Annotated in this window: 13 protein-coding genes; 3 read left to right on the top strand and 10 right to left on the bottom strand. The window is 65.8% G+C overall.

Going from position 1 to position 17,065, the window contains the following annotated elements:
• Positions 1-88 precede the first annotated feature (88 nt).
• From WG924_RS04015 to WG924_RS03985, 7 genes are all read right to left on the bottom strand, one after another.
• Positions 89-1,666 carry a TRAP transporter large permease gene (locus WG924_RS04015; RefSeq protein WP_345931701.1) on the bottom strand — a complete coding sequence of 526 codons (1,578 nt, stop codon included), beginning with the start codon at positions 1,664-1,666 and terminating at the stop codon, positions 89-91.
• 4 nt (positions 1,667-1,670) lie between these two features.
• Positions 1,671-2,213: a TRAP transporter small permease subunit gene (locus WG924_RS04010; RefSeq protein ID WP_345931700.1), complete on the bottom strand. Its 543-nt coding sequence runs from the start codon at positions 2,211-2,213 to the stop codon at positions 1,671-1,673.
• A gap of 415 nt (positions 2,214-2,628) precedes the next feature.
• On the bottom strand, positions 2,629-3,738 hold the full coding sequence (locus WG924_RS04005) for a TRAP transporter substrate-binding protein (RefSeq protein ID WP_345931699.1): 1,110 nt from the start codon (positions 3,736-3,738) through the stop codon (positions 2,629-2,631).
• A gap of 533 nt (positions 3,739-4,271) precedes the next feature.
• Positions 4,272-5,384 carry a TRAP transporter substrate-binding protein gene (locus WG924_RS04000; protein ID WP_345931698.1) on the bottom strand — a complete coding sequence of 371 codons (1,113 nt, stop codon included), beginning with the start codon at positions 5,382-5,384 and terminating at the stop codon, positions 4,272-4,274.
• 339 nt (positions 5,385-5,723) lie between these two features.
• Complete coding sequence (locus WG924_RS03995) at positions 5,724-6,470, bottom strand: arginyltransferase (protein WP_345931697.1); 747 nt, start codon at positions 6,468-6,470, stop codon at positions 5,724-5,726.
• A 187-nt stretch (positions 6,471-6,657) separates the two neighbouring features.
• Positions 6,658-7,914, bottom strand: coding sequence for a threonine ammonia-lyase (locus tag WG924_RS03990; protein ID WP_345931696.1), 1,257 nt, complete (start codon positions 7,912-7,914; stop codon positions 6,658-6,660).
• Positions 7,915-7,980: 66 nt separating this feature from the next.
• Positions 7,981-10,407, bottom strand: coding sequence for a penicillin acylase family protein (locus WG924_RS03985; protein WP_345931695.1), 2,427 nt, complete (start codon positions 10,405-10,407; stop codon positions 7,981-7,983).
• A gap of 276 nt (positions 10,408-10,683) precedes the next feature.
• Here WG924_RS03985 and WG924_RS03980 point away from each other — a divergent pair, with 276 nt between their 5' ends.
• Positions 10,684-11,916, top strand: coding sequence for a type III PLP-dependent enzyme (locus WG924_RS03980; RefSeq protein WP_345931694.1), 1,233 nt, complete (start codon positions 10,684-10,686; stop codon positions 11,914-11,916).
• Here WG924_RS03980 and WG924_RS03975 read toward each other — a convergent pair.
• Both WG924_RS03975 and hemB read right to left on the bottom strand, forming a co-directional pair.
• A complete protein-coding gene (locus tag WG924_RS03975; RefSeq protein ID WP_345931693.1) occupies positions 11,898-12,941 on the bottom strand; it encodes a 2-keto-4-pentenoate hydratase in 1,044 nt (347 codons plus the stop codon). The two genes, WG924_RS03980 and WG924_RS03975, sit on opposite strands and share 19 nt — an antisense overlap.
• A gap of 33 nt (positions 12,942-12,974) precedes the next feature.
• Positions 12,975-13,940 carry a porphobilinogen synthase gene (gene hemB / locus WG924_RS03970; RefSeq protein ID WP_493660856.1) on the bottom strand — a complete coding sequence of 322 codons (966 nt, stop codon included), beginning with the start codon at positions 13,938-13,940 and terminating at the stop codon, positions 12,975-12,977.
• Positions 13,941-14,228: 288 nt separating this feature from the next.
• Between hemB and WG924_RS03965 the strand changes: the two genes are divergently transcribed.
• Entirely contained in the window at positions 14,229-15,308 is a 1,080-nt protein-coding gene (locus tag WG924_RS03965) for an enoyl-CoA hydratase/isomerase family protein (RefSeq protein WP_345931691.1), read from the top strand.
• A gap of 210 nt (positions 15,309-15,518) precedes the next feature.
• Complete coding sequence (locus tag WG924_RS03960; protein WP_345931690.1) at positions 15,519-15,974, top strand: MarR family winged helix-turn-helix transcriptional regulator; 456 nt, start codon at positions 15,519-15,521, stop codon at positions 15,972-15,974.
• Between the two features lie 166 nt (positions 15,975-16,140).
• Here WG924_RS03960 and speE read toward each other — a convergent pair whose 3' ends face one another.
• Entirely contained in the window at positions 16,141-17,019 is an 879-nt protein-coding gene (gene speE / locus WG924_RS03955; protein ID WP_345931689.1) for a polyamine aminopropyltransferase, read from the bottom strand.
• Positions 17,020-17,065: the final 46 nt, after the last annotated feature.

Genomic DNA, 17,065 nt, shown 5'->3' with positions numbered 1-17,065 from the left:
CGCCGGGCCTTTGCTTGTTGTGCTGGTCACCCGCCGGTCCACCCGTGCCGGACCGTCCCCCGCCGGACGGTACGGGTGGTTCGGTGGCTCAGCGATAGATCAGGTTGGGCAGGAACGTCGTGATGCCCGGGAAGATCCACAGGATCGACAGCGCGATGACCTGGATCAGCACGAATGGGATCACGCCCTTGTAGATGTCCCAGGTCTTCACCGACGGCGGCGCCACGCCGCGCAGATAGAACAGCGCGAAGCCGAAGGGTGGGGTGAGGAACGATGTTTGCAGGTTCATCGCCATCATCACCCCCAGCCAGATCGGATTGACGTCGAGCTGCAACAGCACCGGCGCCACCAGCGGCACCACCACGAAAGTGATCTCGATGAAGTCGAGGAAGAAGCCCATCATGAACATGACGAGCATCACGATCAGCAGGGCGCCGAAGGTGCCGCCCGGCATGCCGGTCAGGATTTCGTGAACCAGATCGTCGCCGCCCAGACCGCGGAAGACCAGCGAGAACAGCGCCGCGCCGATCAGGATGACGAACACCATCGAACTGACCCGTGCCGTGCCGCGCATCACCTCGTTCAGCACGCCGGTGCGTCTGGCGCGGATGATCGAGATGGCGACGCCCCAGGCGATCAGCACCAGCAGCACCGCCGCAAGGATGATGCCGGCCCATTCCATACTGGTGATCACGCTGCGCTGGAAGCGCAGGTCGACGAAGCCGGTCAGCACCAGAATGCCGATCAGCGCCGCGCCCGAGATGTAGATCGGCACCGGGCTGCGTTCCGGGTCGCGCGCGGCACCCAGCATCATCGATCCGATGGCGCCGACAGCCGCTGCCTCGGTCGGGGTGGCGAGGCCGCCCAGGATGGAGCCCAGGACCGCGATGATCAGCACCAGCGGCGGCACCAGGGCGCCGAAGATCCGCTTGCCGAAACCGGCACCGCGGGCCGCCATGACCTCTTCCTCCGGCAGCGCCGGAGAGCCCGCCGGATTGATGAACGAGGCCAGCACCTGATAGAGGATGTACATGCCGACCAGCATCAGGCCGGGGATGAGCGCGCCGGCGAACAGGTCGCCGACCGACACCGTGTCGGGCGAGAAGATGCCCATCTTCAACTGGGCCTGCTGATAGGCCGAGCCCATGACATCGCCCAGCAGAACCAGCACGATCGATGGCGGGATGATCTGGCCGAGGGTGCCGGCTGCCGCGATGGCGCCGGTTGCCAGACGCGGATCATAACCGCGCTTGAGCATGGTCGGCAGAGCGATCAGGCCCATGGTGACGACAGTGGCGCCGACGATACCGGTCGAGGCGGCAAGGAGCGCGCCCACCACCGACACCGATATGCCGAGACCGCCGCGCATGCGCCCGAACAGCAGGCCCATGGTCTCAAGCAGTTCCTCGGCGACCTTGGACCGTTCGAGCATCACGCCCATGAACACGAACAACGGCACCGCGACCAGGGTTTCGTTGGTCATGGTGCCGAAGATGCGCTGGGGCAGGAAGCTGAGATAAGAGAGGTCGAACACGCCGAGGGCATTGCCCACGACGGCAAAGATGATCGATACGCCGCCAAGGGTGAAGGCGACCGGAAAGCCCATGAGCAGCGCCCCGATCAGGGCGGCGAACATGGCGATGTCGAGATAGTCCTTGATCATCATGTCGTTACGCGGCCCCGCCGGTACGAGACTTGTTCGTGTCGTCGATGCCGGCGATCACCAGGATCGAACGCAGAGCCAGCGCCAGACCCTGCATGCCGACCAGGACCGTGAAGGCAAGGATCGTGGTCTTGAACAGATAGATACCTGGCAGGCCGCTGGTTTCGTTCGACGACTCCATCACCGCCCAGGATGATGCGACGTAAGGATAGGCGACAGACCAGATGACGTAGATGAACGGGGCCAGAAAGACGATGCAGCCGATGAGATCGATCATCGCCTTCTTGCGCGCCTTGGCTTCGCCGTAAAACACGTCCACCCGGACATGCGCGTCATAAAGCAGCGCATAACCCGAGGCGACGAGGAACAGCACGCCGTGCATGATCAGGATCGATTCCTGAACCGCGATCGCACCGATGCCATAGACATAGCGCATCAGCACAATTGCGAACTGCACGATCACCAAAATGAGAGCAAGCCAGGAGACGGCTCGTCCGATCCCTTCGTTCACCGCGTCCACGGCGCTTGCAAGCGCTCTGAGGGCATTCACGGTGTTCCCTCCTAGATGGGTTCTTCTGCCTTCGGTGAAGGCGGCGGGCGGGGGAGCGATCGGCCTTGTGTCAGGGCCGAAACGTTGCCCCTTGTATAGAAGAAGTGCCCTGAAAATGCAGTCTTTTTGTCATTTTTTGACCGTTTCATCGCCGGTTTCGATGCGACGAACGATTCATCTTAAACGACCCCAAGTAATCGCTGCAAGATGTCGCCCCGGCCTTCAAAAATGAAACGTTGTTTCGAACTGCATCCACCCAAGCACGTCCTGGTTGGGCTATCCCACCATAATGCCACCTGAGCAGAAGTTGGGGTTCCGCCATATGAAAACCCGTGCCGCCGCGGTGGAAGCCGCATCGACACGGGTTCGGGCCGGCGGCGGTGCGGGCACGAGGCCGGCAACCGCCACCGGGGCGTCAGACGGAGAATTTCGGGCCGGCGGCCCGGACATTCAGGTAAGGCTGTTCCGCGTGCTGGCACCAGGCCATGGCATTGTTGCGGAAGCCGTAATAGCTGTCCCAGATCCGCTTCAGCAGATCGTCGCCATTGTTGCGCAGATCGTTCATCGACGATTCCGCGGCCTGACCGAGTGCTGCATAGACGCTGTCGGGGAAGGGGGCGACCTTCACGCCATGCTCGTTGACCAGCGTGTTCAACGCGGCGCTGTTGCGCGTGATGAACTCGGCAACGCCATCCTGATAGCAGGCGGCGGATGCCTGGCGCACGATCGCCTTCAGATCGTCGGGCAGGGCATCCCAATGCTTACGACCGATGCCCATTTCGATGGTCGCCGACGGCTCGCCGATGCCGGGGGTGTAGTAATTCTTGGCCACACGATGCAGGCCAAAGGCCAGATCGTTCCACGGACCGACCCAGTCGGCGGCGTCGACCGTTCCCGACTGCATGGCCTGGAAGATCTCGCCGCCCGGCAGCTGCACCACGTTGCAGCCCAGCTGACGGAACACTTCGGCGTTGAGGCCGGCGGTGCGGAACTTCAGGCCCCGCAGATCGTCGGGGCTGTTGATTTCCTTGGCGAACCAGCCGCAGGCCTGGGCGCAGGTGTTGACGGCCGGGAAGGCCTTCACGCCGAAGCCCGCATACAGCTCGTCCTGAAGCTTCTCGCCCTCACCAAAGGTCCACCAGGCATACTGCTCGGCCGCATACAGGCCATAGGGCGCGGTGGTGTAGAAATGGAAGCCGGGATGCTTGCCGCCATAGTAATAGGCAGCCGAATGATAGGCTTCCGCGGCGCCCTGCTGCACGGCGTCGAACGCGCCGAAGGCCGGGACCAGCTCACCCGCCGCATAGACCTTCACGGTCAGGCGACCGCCACTGGCGGTGGTGATGTACTGGGCGATGCGCTCGGCGGCGGTGCCCAGTCCCGGAAAATTCTTCGGCCACGAGGTGACCATGCGCCACTCGATCTTGCCCTGCGCAATGGCCGGCGCCGGAAAATTCGAAGCGGCAACGGCGGCGGCGGCAGCGCCGGCGGCGGCCGATCCCTTGAGGAACGAACGACGATCCATCGATCGGTCTCTCCCTGATGATTTTTTGGCAGGTTGTTTTGATGAACCGGTTGCCCGTCATCTCTGACCCGAAAATGGCCCGGGCCCTGATGATGGAACGCGGCATCCCCGATAGCATCACCTGATCCAGCCCCTCCCCACCCATGTGTCTCCGCCATGTGTGGGCCCCGGTCAGGCGATCTGGGGGGTAGTATAAGGGGTCATCGAGTGAACGCAAGCTGACATGGTCCAATTGGTCAGCACTGTTCACCCTTTGCGGGAGCGTTTTTCATTTCGCGTGCACTGCATCATTCAATTGTGCATTGCAATATTCGCTTTGGAATGGTCGACAGCAGCCGGTGAAGTCCTTCAAATGCGATCAGAGGTTTTTCATCATGTTCCGACCATCGCCTTAAGTGGGTGCCGGCCGGCCATGCGATGCCCGTAATGAAGCTGGATGGGTCATAGACCGAGATCCCCGTTCCCTAACCGATTGCGCCGCATCACGAAACCATGATGCGGCGCAATGGCGTGGTGTCGTGCGCGGCCGGGCGTCAGCCGACGGGAATGCCGTCGAACTTGGCCCGCAGCGCCAGATAGCCGCCCTCGGCATTGCTGCCATAGGCGCGGGCCTGCTGAAGATAGGTGAAATACGACTGCCAGGCGCGCTTGGTGACGTCGTCGCCCCGATCCCGCAATTCCAGCGCGACGGCCCGGGCACCATCGGCCATGGCCTGCTGCACCTCATCGGGGAAGGCCCGCACCTGCACGCCATGCTCGGATTTCAGCACCTCCATGGCTTCGGTGTTGCGGGTGAAGTATTCGGTGAAGGCCGCTTCATATTCGGCACCGCAGGCCGAGCGCACGATCGCCTTCAGGTCGTCGGGCAGCTCGTTCCACCGCGCCATGCTCATGCCCAGCTCGGCGACCGCGCAAGGCTCGTTCACGCCGGCGACATAATAGTTCTTGGTCAGGCGATGCAGGCCGAACGCCAGATCGTTCCAGGGGCCGATCCATTCGGCGGCATCGACCGTGCCCGACTGCATGGCCTGGAAGATCTCTCCCGGCGGCAGGGTGACGACGTTCACGCCGATGCGCCGCAGGATCTCGGCGTTCAGGCCGGCCGTGCGCATCTTCAGGCCCTTCAGATCCTCGATCGACTTGATTTCCTTCGAGAACCAGCCGGCCGCCTGAACGCCGGTGTTGATGCACGGAATGGCCTTGATGCCAAAGGGCTGGGTCATCTCGTCCTGGAACGCCTCGCCGCCGGCATGAAGCCACCAGCCATGGGCTTCCCATGCGGTCATGCCGAGCGGGATCGAGGTGAACAGGGTCAGGCCGGGATTCTTGCCGGCGAAATAATAGCTGGGGCTGTGATAGCACTCGGCGGCGCCCTGCTGGACGGCGTCGAAGGTGCCGAAGGCGGGCACCAGCTCTCCGGCACCGAAGACCTTGATCACCAGCCGGCCGGCGCTCATCGCCTCGATGCGCTCCGCCAGCCGGGCGGCCGAGGTGCCGACGCCGGGGAAATTCTTGGGCCACGAGGTGACCATGCGCCATTCGATGCGCGACTGCGCGATGGCCGGTGCCGCGATGCCGCCAGCGGCAGCAGCGGTGGTTGCCGCGGCGGCGGCGACGCCTCCGCGGAGGAATGAACGGCGATTCATTTTTGGACGGGCCTCCCACGTGGATCATGTCGACCCGCAGCACCTCCGGTCCGGTGCGCTGTCTCCCGAAGCGGACCGGATGGATCAGGGGCGGCGTGTCGATGACCGCGCGTTTCCGTCTGCGGGACGGGCGGACCGCACGGTCATTCTTGGTCGCCGATTATAAGAGGCGTGCGCAGAAAGTGAATAGGTCAACCACGCGCTCGCGCGAAACTCAATGCAGGTGCATCAATCGCACAACCGGAACGAGAAATCTCCACAATGTCCGGCGACATATCCCGTCAACGGCCAGCGGCTTGCCCGGTGATCAGCGGGGTCCGGGATCAGCGGGGTCCGGGATCAGCGGGGCTCGGTGGTGGCGTCACGGCGCGGGAGGGACTGCCAGGCGCCGTCGATCAATGCCTCCATCGGCGTGAACCGCGCCTTATAGGCCATCTTGCGGCTTTCGGCGATCCAGTAGCCCAGATAGACGTATGGCAGGCCGAGTTCGCGGGCGCGGTCGATGTGCCAGAGCACGACCCGGGTGCCCAGGCTGCGACGGGATTCGTCGGGATCATAGAATTTATAGACGGCCGACAAGCCGTCGCGAACCCGATCGGTCAGGCAGACGGCGATCAACCGGCCGTCGCCCGCGCGGAATTCGACGATATGGGTATCGATCGGGCTTTCCTCGACCATCATCCGATAGTCGTGGAAGGTCATGGTCGCCATCTCGCCATCGGCGTGTCGGCTGCGCTGATAGCGCAGAAACAGGGCGTATTGCTCTTCGGTCGCAACCAGCGGTGCGACGGCGTGGCTGAGGTCGGCATTGCGGCGCATCACGGTGCGCTGGCTGCGGCTGGGCTCCATCCCCGACACCCGGATGCGCACCGGCACGCAGGCCGAGCAGCCGGGGCAGGCGGGGCGATAGGCCATGTGCTGTACGCGACGAAAGCCGGAGCGCAGCAGCCAGTCGTAGAAGGATTGGGCATTGGGCACGTTCAGGTCCGCCACGACGTCCCGCTCCAGCCGCCCGTCGATATAGGGGCAGGGGTGGGCCACTGTCATGGTGAACAGGTGCTGCGCCCGATGCGGCCACTCCCTCATGGCAATCTCCGTGGTCGCAATCTGCGGGGCCGGATCGCTGCGCGGCGGCCGGCGCGCATCCCTGTCTGAAATATAGCAGGGGCGCGCCGCCGCGACAAACCATGGCAGCGGTCGTGCGGGCCTGCGTGATCGTCCCGTACCGTCCCGTTGGCCACAGGGCGCCCCTCCGGTCTCGGCGGCTGGCCCCTCACATCTGAAGCGAGCCGCTCTGGCTGATGTCGTGATCCAGGCGCTGAACTTCCAGCCCTTCTTTCTCCAGCACCACAATCAGTTCGGCCGCGTGTTCCGGCCCGCGGGTTTCCACCACCAGATCGATCTCGACGGCCTTGATCGGCACATGTGAAAATGCCCGCTGGTGATAGACCTCGAGAATATTGGCACCGGCATCCCCCACCAGCCGGGCGACCAGGGCAAGTTCACCCGGGCGGTCATAGGAGATCACCCGCAGTCGCATGACCTTGCCATCGCGGACCAGGCCACGCAGCAGGATCGACGACAGAATGCGGGTGTCGATATTGCCGCCGCTGACCACGATGCCGACGGTCCGATCCTTGAAGCGGGCCCGATGGGCGGGATCGAGCAATGCCGCAAGCCCAACGGCGCCTGCCCCCTCGACCACCGTCTTCTCGATTTCGACGAACAGCTGCACGGCGTGCTCGATCGCCTCCTCGCTGACCAGGATCATGTCGTCGACCATCTCGGCGATCACCGCGCGGGTGAACTGGCCCGGGCTCTTGACGGCGATGCCCTCGGCGATCGTCATGCCCTGGGCCGCATGCACCTCGCGGCCAAGGGCCTGGGCCATGAATGGATAGCGATCGGCCTGGATCCCGATCACCTCGATGCCGGGCTTCAGTGCCTTGGCCGCGGCGGCACAGCCGGCGATCAGGCCGCCGCCGCCCACCGGTACCAGAAGAACCTCGATCTCGGGCGCCTGTTCCAGCATTTCCAGCGCCACGGTGCCCTGGCCGGCGGCGATCAGCGGGTCGTCATAGGGATGGATGAAGGTATAGCCGGCCTCGGCCGCCAGCGTATCCGCCCGTGCCCGTGCTTCTTCCAGGGTGTCGCCTTCCAGCACCACCCGGGCGCCCAGCGCGCGGGTATGGGCGACCTTGGTGAAGGGCGTGAAGCGGGGCATCACGATGGTGGCGGGGATGCCCAGCTTGCGCGCCTGAAGCGCCACGCCCTGCGCGTGATTGCCGGCCGACATGGCGATGACCCCGCGGGCGCGGGCATCATCATCCAGCGCCAGCATGCGGTTCAGCGCCCCGCGTTCCTTGAACGAGGCGGTAAACTGCAGGTTCTCGTATTTGCAGATCACGCGGGCGCCGGTCAGCAGGCTGAGGGTGCGTGACGGCTTGCAGGGCGTGCGCTCGACCGACCCGTCGAGGCGGCCTGCCGCTTCACGGATCATGTCGAGCGGCAGCAATGTTGAGGCGGGCACGGGGGGCTCCAGAGGCTTGAATGATACGGGTTAGAGGCGAGGGACGGCTGTGCCGGCGCGGCCGGATCAGCCGCCCGGCGTCAGGGTCAGGCGCTGGCTGCCATCCGCGGCCTCGATCACCGACCAGTCGGTGATCATGGGCACGAAAGCCGTGGCGGCCCAGCGGTCGGCGAAGCCGTCATAAGAGCCGGCCAGCGGGTTGCCGCTCTGGCCGGTGCTCTGAATGAACACCGACCGGTTCAGATCCGCCAGATCATAGATCGCGCGATATCCGGGGCCGTGGGTGGAGTTGAACATGGCCGGCCCCTCGGGGTCGCTGGCCGACCAGCGCTGGGCATTGACCGTAAAGGTGTCTCCGCCGATCGGCTCGGCAATCGCGAACACATCCTTCAACACCGGCACCGCCGCCAGCACCCGGTTTTCAGACACGGCCGGATGCGCCTCGCCCCAGCGCCAGACAGCCATGTCGTCACCATAGACCCGCACCAGTGCAGCCAGCCCGTCATCCAGCGCCCGGGCGATCTGGACCGCACAGGTCTCGGTCTCGGGGGTCTTGGTGTCGTCGCACCAGACCGGCCGATCGGTCAGCGCCCGCATCAGGAATTCGGTGCGATGGCCGCTATAGTCGCCATACAGATCCCCCAACTCGTCGGCGGCGACGCGCGGCAGCAGGGCACGATACCAGGCCGAGAACACCAGCGGGGCCGTGGCGTCGGCCGCCATGTCGCCATCCCAGCGTTTCAGCATCTGGGCGGCGTCGCCCGCAAGGGCGTGGTCGCTGCGGGCATCGCGAAGGCCGGCCAGCATCAGCGGCATGAAGTCGCGCGCCATCAGCGAGGCGGTGTCGCCCATCATTGCCTGGAAACTGGCGATGTCATGGGCGGGCGTGGCATCCAGCATCTCCTCGATCCGGTCGGCGCGGTAAGGCGGCGTCCATTCGCGGCTGATGAAATAGGGATAGCCATCAGGCGTGATCCGCTGATTGGCGGTCACGATGCGCCCGTCCTCAGGGTCGGTAAGCTGCGGCAGATCGTCATACGGAATCCAGCCGGTCCAGGCGCCTTCGTCGGTCCAGCCGCGGGTGGGCAGGAAACCGTCGCCATTGGCCCGGATAGGCACCCGCGCCGGCGCCAGATAGGCGATCCGGCCGCTGGTATCGGCGAAGACGATGTTCTGCTGCGGCCAGTAGAAGTTGCGCAGGCCTTCGCGGAAGCTTGCGAAATCGGTGGCGGTGTTGGCGGCGAAAGCGGCCTGAAGCGTGGGGTCGTCATCGGTCAGCGCCACCCAGCGGAAGGCGAGAACATGGCGGCGGTCGGCGAGGTCGCTGCCGCCCTTGGCCACGTCGGTCATGATCGGGCCGTTGCGGCTTTCGCGGATGGTGAGCTGGACCGGATCGGCCCCCTTGACCGTGATGGTTTCGGTCCGGGTGGTGAATGCCATCGGCCCCGACGGCGTCTCATAGGTATCGGCGCCCGGTGCCGTCAACCGCTCGATGACGAAGTCCTGGGTGTCGGGGCCGGTATTGGTGAAGCCCCAGGCAAAATTGTTGGTGCGGCCCAGCATGATCGTGGGCAGGCCCGGCAGGCTGGCGCCGATCACCTCCAGCCCTGGCGCCGACAGATGCGCCAGATACCACAGCGACGGCGCCGCCAGCCCCAGATGCGGATCATTGGCCAGCAGCGGTTTGCCGCTTCGGGTGTGGGCGCCGGATATGACCCAGTTGTTGGAGCCGATACCGTCGATCGGCGGTGCCGCACCATCGTCGAGCAGACTTGCGAAGCTGGTGTCGCGATAGACGTCCGCCAGGGCGTCCAGCCCACCGATGTCGGCGATCTCGGGCAAGGCGACATTGCCGCCCTCCACGTAATCGGGCCAGAGGTCGGCGATCTGCTCAACCGTGATGCCGGCGGCGATCATCCGCGCCCGCAGCAGCTCGTCGCGCCAGTTCTTGGCCAGATCCCAGGCCATCATCTTCAGCCAGACCAGGCTGTCGGCGGGTGTCCAGGGAGACGGCGTGATGCCCGTCAGCACGAATTCCAGCGGCCAGGCGCCGTCATGGCCGGCGATCTGGGCGTTGATGCCGGCAACATAGGCATCCAGGCGGCCTCGGGTTTCGGCATCCAGGCGGTCATAGGTGCGGGCGGCGTGCTGATAGACGCCGGTGGTGCGGATGAACCGGTCGATGCCGATGGTCGATGCCCCGGCAATCTCGGACAGCCGACCCGAGCCGGCCCGGCGCTGGAACTCCATCTGCCACAGCCGGTCCTGGGCATGCAGATAGCCCAGCGCGAACAGGGCGTCCTCGATGCTGCCGGCCTTGATATGAGGGATGTGCTCGGCATCGCGGATGACGGTGACCTCGCCCTTCAGGCCGTCGAGCGTGATCCGCCCCTCGGTTTCGGGCAGGCTGGTCCGCAGCCACAGGCCGCCGATCACCACGGCAGCCACGATCAGAAATATCAGGCCGCCAAGAATTCGACCGATCCAGCGCATGCAGCTTCGTTCCTTGGTCAACGGACAACGCCGGCCGCGTATCCTGCGGCCGATGGTCGCCAGTCTGCGCGAGCGCCGCATTCCGATCAACCTTGGCGTCACCCGGGATGACAGCCATCGACATCGCAGAGCCACCGCATGTGGTGGGCGTTGTCACGCAATTGGTCGCGGTATCGCAATCGAGATGCCATATGGTGTCCAGGGAGGCTGTGGTGTCCGGGACGGGGGCCCGGCCGACCCTGATCGACCCCTGCCATTCACAGGAGCCGCCTGCCGATGTCCGACATCTTCTCGACCCGCCGTCGTTCCGCACCCGGCCGCTTTGCGGATGTCGACGGCATGGTCGCCCGGCTCAAACCCAGCTATCCGGTCTATTGCCTGAAGCCCGCCAAGCTGACATCCGCCGCCCGCCGCTTCGTCGAGGGATTTCCGGGCGAGGTGCTGTATGCGGTGAAGTGCAATCCGGAGCGGACCGTCATCCGCACGCTGTATGAAGCCGGGATCAGTGGCTTCGATGTGGCGTCCCTGGTGGAAGTGGCCCTGGTCGCCGATCTTTATGAAGATGCGGAGCTGCATTTCCATCATCCGGTCAAGAGCCGGGCGGCCATCGCCAATGCCTATCGGGTCTATGGCGTCGACCGCTTCGCCGTCGACCATGCCGACGAGGTTCTGAAGATCCATGCCGAGACCCGGGGCAAGCCCGCCACCATGATGGTGCGGCTGACCACCGACAGCAGCCGCAGCACCTATGATCTGTCGGCCAAGTTCGGCGCCACCCTGACTGACGCCACGGCGATGATGCGCCAGGCTCATGATCTGGGCCATGGGGTGGGGTTATATTTTCATGTCGGCTCGCAATGCCCCGATCCGGTCGCCTATGACGAGGCGCTGGAGACGGTGCGGCAGGCGATGGCGGCGGTGCCCGATATTCCGGTGACGGCGATCGATGTCGGCGGCGGATTCCCCGGGCAATACGACATGGGCGAGATGCCGCCGCTCCAGGATTATTTCGCCGCCGTCCGCCGCGGCCTCGCCACGCTGCCACAGCAGCCGGGCCGGCGCATCCTGTGCGAGCCGGGCAGGGCGCTGGTCGCCGACGGCCTGTCGCTGGTGGTCCAGGTGCATCTGCGCAAGGGCGACCGGCTGTACATCAATGACGGTATCTATGGCAGCTTGTCCGAGACCGTGACCGGGCATCTGCGCTTCCCCGCCCGCGCGATCCGCCCCGTCGGGCAGCCGCTTGCCGGCGAGCGCCTGCCGTTCACGATTTTCGGCCCGACCTGCGATTCAACCGACGTCCTGCCCGAGCCGCTGTTGCTGCCGGCCGACATCCGCGAAGGCGACTGGATCGAGATCGACACCATCGGCGCCTATTCGAACGCGCTGGCGACCCGTTTCAACGGCTTTCTGCCCGAAGCGGTGGTCGAGATCGGTGACGCGCCGGTCCGTGTCACGGGGCAGGTCGCGATCGATACCGCCGGGACGGCTCGTCAGCGGACGCTGAGCTGAACGTCGAAACCACCATTGCCCGGCAGGCCGGCATAGGCCGCGCGCACGGTCTGGCCTTCCTTCAGCGGCAGCGGACGGCTGAGCGAGCCCAGGGCGATGACATCCCCCGGCTTCAGGCTTTCGCCGCGTGCCTTCAGATGTCCGACCAGCCAGACCACCGCATTCAACGGGTGGCCCAGGATGGCCGAGGTCCGGCTTTCGACGATCGCGCCGTTATGGCCGTCGGTGGTGCGCACGGTGAGGTTCGACAGCGCGGCCACGAAGTCGGGCGAGGTCTGCATGGCCACCGGCTTGCCGATCACGCCGGCGCGCACGCCCGCATTGATCATGGCGAGCGTGCCGGCGGTCAGCGGTTCCCCCGCCGCCAGCAGCAGGTCGGGCACGTCCAGATAGCCTGCGATGCTGGCGATATGGGCGGCGGCCTCAATGGGGTTGGTGGCCTGCATGATACCGGCATCCTTCACCGTCACCGCCAGATCCACCTCGATCGACGCGCGGGCGCCGATGTCGCGCGCGATGCCGGCCCCGGTCTCGTTGATCTGGCCGGCGAAGATCCGGCCGGCGACCGGCTCGCGGATGCCGAACATCTCCTGCGAGGTGCGGGCGGTCAGCATCACCTTCCAGCCGATCTGCGCGGGCCGCGACGGCATGGCGGTGGCCAGAAAGCGTTCACGCGCGGCATAGCCTTCGGCCAAGGTCAGGTCTACCGACGGCGCCTTGGGCTGCACGCGCGCCAGATAGCCGCGGCCGAGGCGGTCGGCTTCTTCCGCCACCTTGGGCGGCAGGCTGGGCAGCACTCTGATACTGCCGGCCGGCTGGCCCTGAGCGGCTTGTCCCGCGCCAGCCGCCCCGGAAACCACCGGAGCCTGCGGCATCTGCGGCGCCGTTGCCTGTGGCACCACCGGCAGACGCACGGCCGGCGGGGGCGCCGGGTTCTGCACCTGCTGCTGGGCCAGGGCCGTGAGCGGGGCAAGCGCCACCAGCGCCACGGTCAGAGAGGCGGAAAGGCGGGACGGGATCGTCATCACCGGGCAAGGACTCCAGGGCGTCAGAGGGTGTCAGCGGTTGATCTTGGCGGCGACGTCGCGGGCGAAATAGGTCAGCACGCCGGCGGCGCCCGCGCGCTTGAAGCCAAGCAGGCTTTCAACCACCACCTTCTCGCCGTCGAGCCAGCCATTGGCGATGGCCGCACGCAGCATGGCGTATTCGCCGCTGACCTGATAGGCGAAGGTCGGGACGCCGAACTCCGCCGACACCCGCTGGAGCACGTCCAGATAGGGCATCCCCGGCTTCACCATCACCATATCGGCGCCTTCGGCCAGATCCAGCGCCACCTCGCGCAGGGCCTCGTCGGTGTTGGCGGGGTTCATCTGATAGGTGCGCTTGTCGGCGGCCCCCAGATTGCCCGACGACCCGACCGCATCACGGAACGGACCATAGAAGGCCGAGGCGAATTTGGCGGCATAGGCCATGATCCCGCAGCCGTCGAAGCCATCGGCATCCAGCGCGTCGCGGATGGCGCCGATCCGGCCGTCCATCATATCGGAGGGTGCGATGACGTCGGCGCCCGCGCCGGCCTGCACCAGCGACTGCCGGCACAGCATGTCGACCGTGGGGTCGTTCAGGATACGGCCATCCTCGACGATGCCGTCCTGGCCGTGGCTGGTATAGGGGTCGAGGGCGGCGTCGACGACGATCCCGATATCGGGCACGGCGTCCTTGATCGCGCGGATGGCGCGGCAGGTAAGATTGTCGGGGTTCGCGGCCTCGCGCCCGTCGGGGGTCTTCAGCGCCTGCTGGATCGAGGGAAACAGCGCCACCGCCGGGATGCCCAGCGCGTGGGCCTCGCGCACCGCCTTGACCGCGCGGTCGATCGACAACCGCTCCACACCCGGCATCGATGCCACCGGGTCGGCGATCTCGCTGCCATCGACCACGAAGAACGGCCAGATCAGATCGTCGGGCGACAGCCGGTTCTCGGCCACCAGCCGGCGCCACCAGTCGGTCCGGCGGTTGCGGCGCATGCGGGTGCGGGGAAAACGCCCGAGGGCGGCGCTGGTCGATGGCACGGCACGATCACTCCTGGCAACGCGGTCTTTTTTCTGGGGGCGGTTACCGGGGCGGCCGCCTTGGGCCTGAGAATGCACCGCGAGGCCTGCTTCGTAAACGGCGGGCTGCACGGCGCGGCATCGAATCCCGCCATCTGTGGCCGAAATTGACAGGCAACCGATGGCCACTATGATGCCCCGCATATCATGTGCCGCAACCGGATGGCCGCCAGAGCCATCGCGATCCAGTATCGAGGAAACCAGATGAGCGACGCGCAGATCCTGTTCGACCGGTCCGGGGCGGCCGGAATTGTGACCCTGAACCGGCCCAAGGCTCTGAACGCGCTGACCCTGCCGATGATCCGCCTGATGGCGCCGCAAATGACGGCCTGGGCCGGGGACGACAGCGTGGGCGTGATCGTGGTGCGCGGCGCCCCCCGCCCCGACGGCCGGCCGGCCTTCTGCGCCGGCGGCGATGTGCGGGCGCTGTGGGACGAGCGCGAGGATCCGACAAGCACCCTCGCCGCCGAGTTCTTCGGTGAGGAGTATACCCTGAACCGTGAGATCTTCCGGTTTCCAAAGCCGTATGTGTCGCTGATCGACGGCGTGGTGATGGGCGGCGGCGTCGGCCTGTCGGTGCATGGCCGCTGGCGCGTCGCGACCGAGAACACTCTGTTCGCCATGCCGGAAACCGCGATCGGCATGCTGCCGGATGTGGGCGGCACCTATATCCTGCCACGGCTTCCGGGCCTGTCCGGCACCTATCTGGCACTGACCGGCGCGCGGTTGAAGGCGGCCGACTGTCTGGCACTGGGCATCGCCACCCATTTCGTGCCGGCGGCGCGGCTTGACGCGCTGACCACGGCGCTGGCGGCGATTGCCCCCGGTGCCGGCGCCGATGCCGCGGTCGAAGCGGTGCTGGGACAGTTTTCCGATGCGGGTGCGGCGGGGACGCCCGGTATCACCCAGCATCTGCCGGTGATCAATGCCTGCTTCGCCGGTGACGATATGGCCGGCATCCTGGACAGGCTTCAGACCGAGGGCGGCGAATGGGGCCAGGCGGTCGCCAGGGAGCTGGCGCACAAATCACCGACCAGCATGGTCGTGGCCCTGCGTCAGATGCGCGTCGGTGGCAACCTGTCCTTCGAGGATTGCATGACCACCGAGTTCCGCGTGGCCACCCGGATCGTGCGCAGCCACGACTTCGCCGAGGGCATCCGCTCGGTTCTGGTCGACAAGGACCACAACCCCAAATGGTCGCCGGAGCGGGTTCAGGATGTCGATTCCGCGACGATCGACGCGCTTTTTGCGCCGCTGGGCAAACGCGATCTCACTTTTGCCTAAAATTCTACCGGCCGCGCGCTTTCAGGCGCGCGGCCGTCTTGACTTCGGCGCGCGGGTCGAGATGATCGCCTATTGGCCGCAGCACCGTCGACGGATCGCCGGGACGCGGTCTGTTCGCCACGCGGCCCGCTTGGCGGGCGTCAGCCTGGATGGGATGGCCCGTCCGGCCCGTTCGCCGTTCAGCACCCGCCGGGCAATGCCGAGGACACTGTGCGACAGTCGTATCTGGAGACCATTCGTCTGATCGAGCGGCTGCATCGCCGCTTTCTGGACGTGATCAAGGCGGAGCTGGACCGCCTTGGTATCAACGATATCAATAACGTCCAGGCCCTGATCCTGTCGAATATCGGCGAGGAACAGCTCACCATCGGCGAGCTGACTGTGCGCGGCTATTATCTGGGCTCGAACGTTTCCTATAACGTGAAGAAGCTGGTCGAGAACGGTTATCTCGAACAGGAACGGTCTCCGCACGATAAGCGCGCCATGCGCATCCGCCTGACCCGCAAGGGCCGCGAGCTGTGCGACCGGGTGAGCGAGTTGTATGAGCGCAACTGCGCCGCGCTGGAAAAGGGCGTGATGGAGGAGGTCGCCCTGGCCGAGGTGAACGAGAGCCTGCGGACCCTGGAGCGGGTGTGGTCGGACTACATCAATTACGGCCGGTTCTGAAAAATGGTTGACGGTCGCATCCGCTCCGGGCGGGCCTGATCCGGGGGGTCCTGACCGGCGACGACGATATCACCGTACCGACACGACGACGGGGCGCCCGGCTTGACCGGAGCGCCCCGTCGTCGTTTCCGAACCGGGTCGTCGTGTATAAGGACCGGATGGAGTATCAGAGGCCGGACAGCACCGGAGCCAGATAGCCGGGCAGGGACATCAGCCCGGTATGGATGCCCCGGTCGTAATAGCGCGTGGCGAAGGGGCGGTTGTCGATATCGTCCCAGCGCACGCCATCGCTCAGCCGCCGGCCTTTGCGGGCGATGGAGCTGGACCAGGTGCCGCCACCATAGATGACGGTCGGATAGGTCATCGGGTGGCTGTCGGCGAAGCCGGCCCCACGCAGGCAGCGGTGGATCTCAGCCAGCCGGCCCTGATGGAACAGGGGCGATTCGCTCTGCACGACCACCAGGCCGCCATCGGTCAGGATGCGGTGGCAATCGGCATAGAAGGCGGCGCCGAACAGGCCCTCGGCCGGGCCGACCGGATCGGTGCTGTCGACGATGATCACGTCATAGCTGGCGTCAGCCGCATCGCGCACCCAGGCGACCCCGTCCTCGAAGCGGATCGCGGCGCGCGGGTCGCTGTTCGAGGCGGTGAGCGCCGGAAAGAAGCGCTCGGCCACCCGGACCACCCGTTCGTCGATCTCGACCATGTCGACGTGGTCGATGTCGCCATGCCGCAGTACCTCGCGCAGCACACCACAATCGCCACCGCCGATGATCAGCACCCGCCGGGGGCGGGCATGGATGAACAGGGCCGGGTGCGCCATGACCTCGTGATAGAAGAACTCGTCCTTGTCCGACACGTTCACGAAGCCGTCCAGCACCATCGCGGTGCCGAAACCGGTGGTGCGGAACACTTCCAGGCGCTGGAAGGGGGTTACCTCGGCATGCAGAACCTCTGCCACCTGAAGGCTGTACTGAAAGCCGGTACCGGCCATGCGCTCGGTGAACCAGAGTTCACTTTCCGCGGCCGCCGTGATGCGTTCCATGGGATCTGTCTGCCTTCCTGCCAACGGGTCGGTCCGGGCCCCGTGG

Source organism: Tistrella arctica, assembly GCF_039630945.1.
Lineage (GTDB): Bacteria > Pseudomonadota > Alphaproteobacteria > Tistrellales > Tistrellaceae > Tistrella > Tistrella bauzanensis.
This window is presented reverse-complemented; position numbering and strand designations above follow the sequence as displayed.

Excerpts from the sequence above, each read along its gene's own strand:
- WG924_RS03965 (WP_345931691.1), top strand. The coding sequence starts at position 14,229 with ATGAGCGACGCGCAGATCCTGTTCGACCGGTCCGGGGCGGCCGGAATT.
- WG924_RS03995 (WP_345931697.1), bottom strand. The coding sequence starts at position 6,470 with ATGAGGGAGTGGCCGCATCGGGCGCAGCACCTGTTCACCATGACAGTG.
- WG924_RS04000 (WP_345931698.1), bottom strand. The coding sequence starts at position 5,384 with ATGAATCGCCGTTCATTCCTCCGCGGAGGCGTCGCCGCCGCCGCGGCA.
- speE (WP_345931689.1), bottom strand. The coding sequence starts at position 17,019 with ATGGAACGCATCACGGCGGCCGCGGAAAGTGAACTCTGGTTCACCGAG.
- WG924_RS04005 (WP_345931699.1), bottom strand. The coding sequence starts at position 3,738 with ATGGATCGTCGTTCGTTCCTCAAGGGATCGGCCGCCGCCGGCGCTGCC.
- WG924_RS03980 (WP_345931694.1), top strand. The coding sequence starts at position 10,684 with ATGTCCGACATCTTCTCGACCCGCCGTCGTTCCGCACCCGGCCGCTTT.
- WG924_RS04015 (WP_345931701.1), bottom strand. The coding sequence starts at position 1,666 with ATGATGATCAAGGACTATCTCGACATCGCCATGTTCGCCGCCCTGATC.
- WG924_RS03975 (WP_345931693.1), bottom strand. The coding sequence starts at position 12,941 with ATGACGATCCCGTCCCGCCTTTCCGCCTCTCTGACCGTGGCGCTGGTG.
- WG924_RS03985 (WP_345931695.1), bottom strand. The coding sequence starts at position 10,407 with ATGCGCTGGATCGGTCGAATTCTTGGCGGCCTGATATTTCTGATCGTG.
- hemB (WP_493660856.1), bottom strand. The coding sequence starts at position 13,940 with ATGCGCCGCAACCGCCGGACCGACTGGTGGCGCCGGCTGGTGGCCGAG.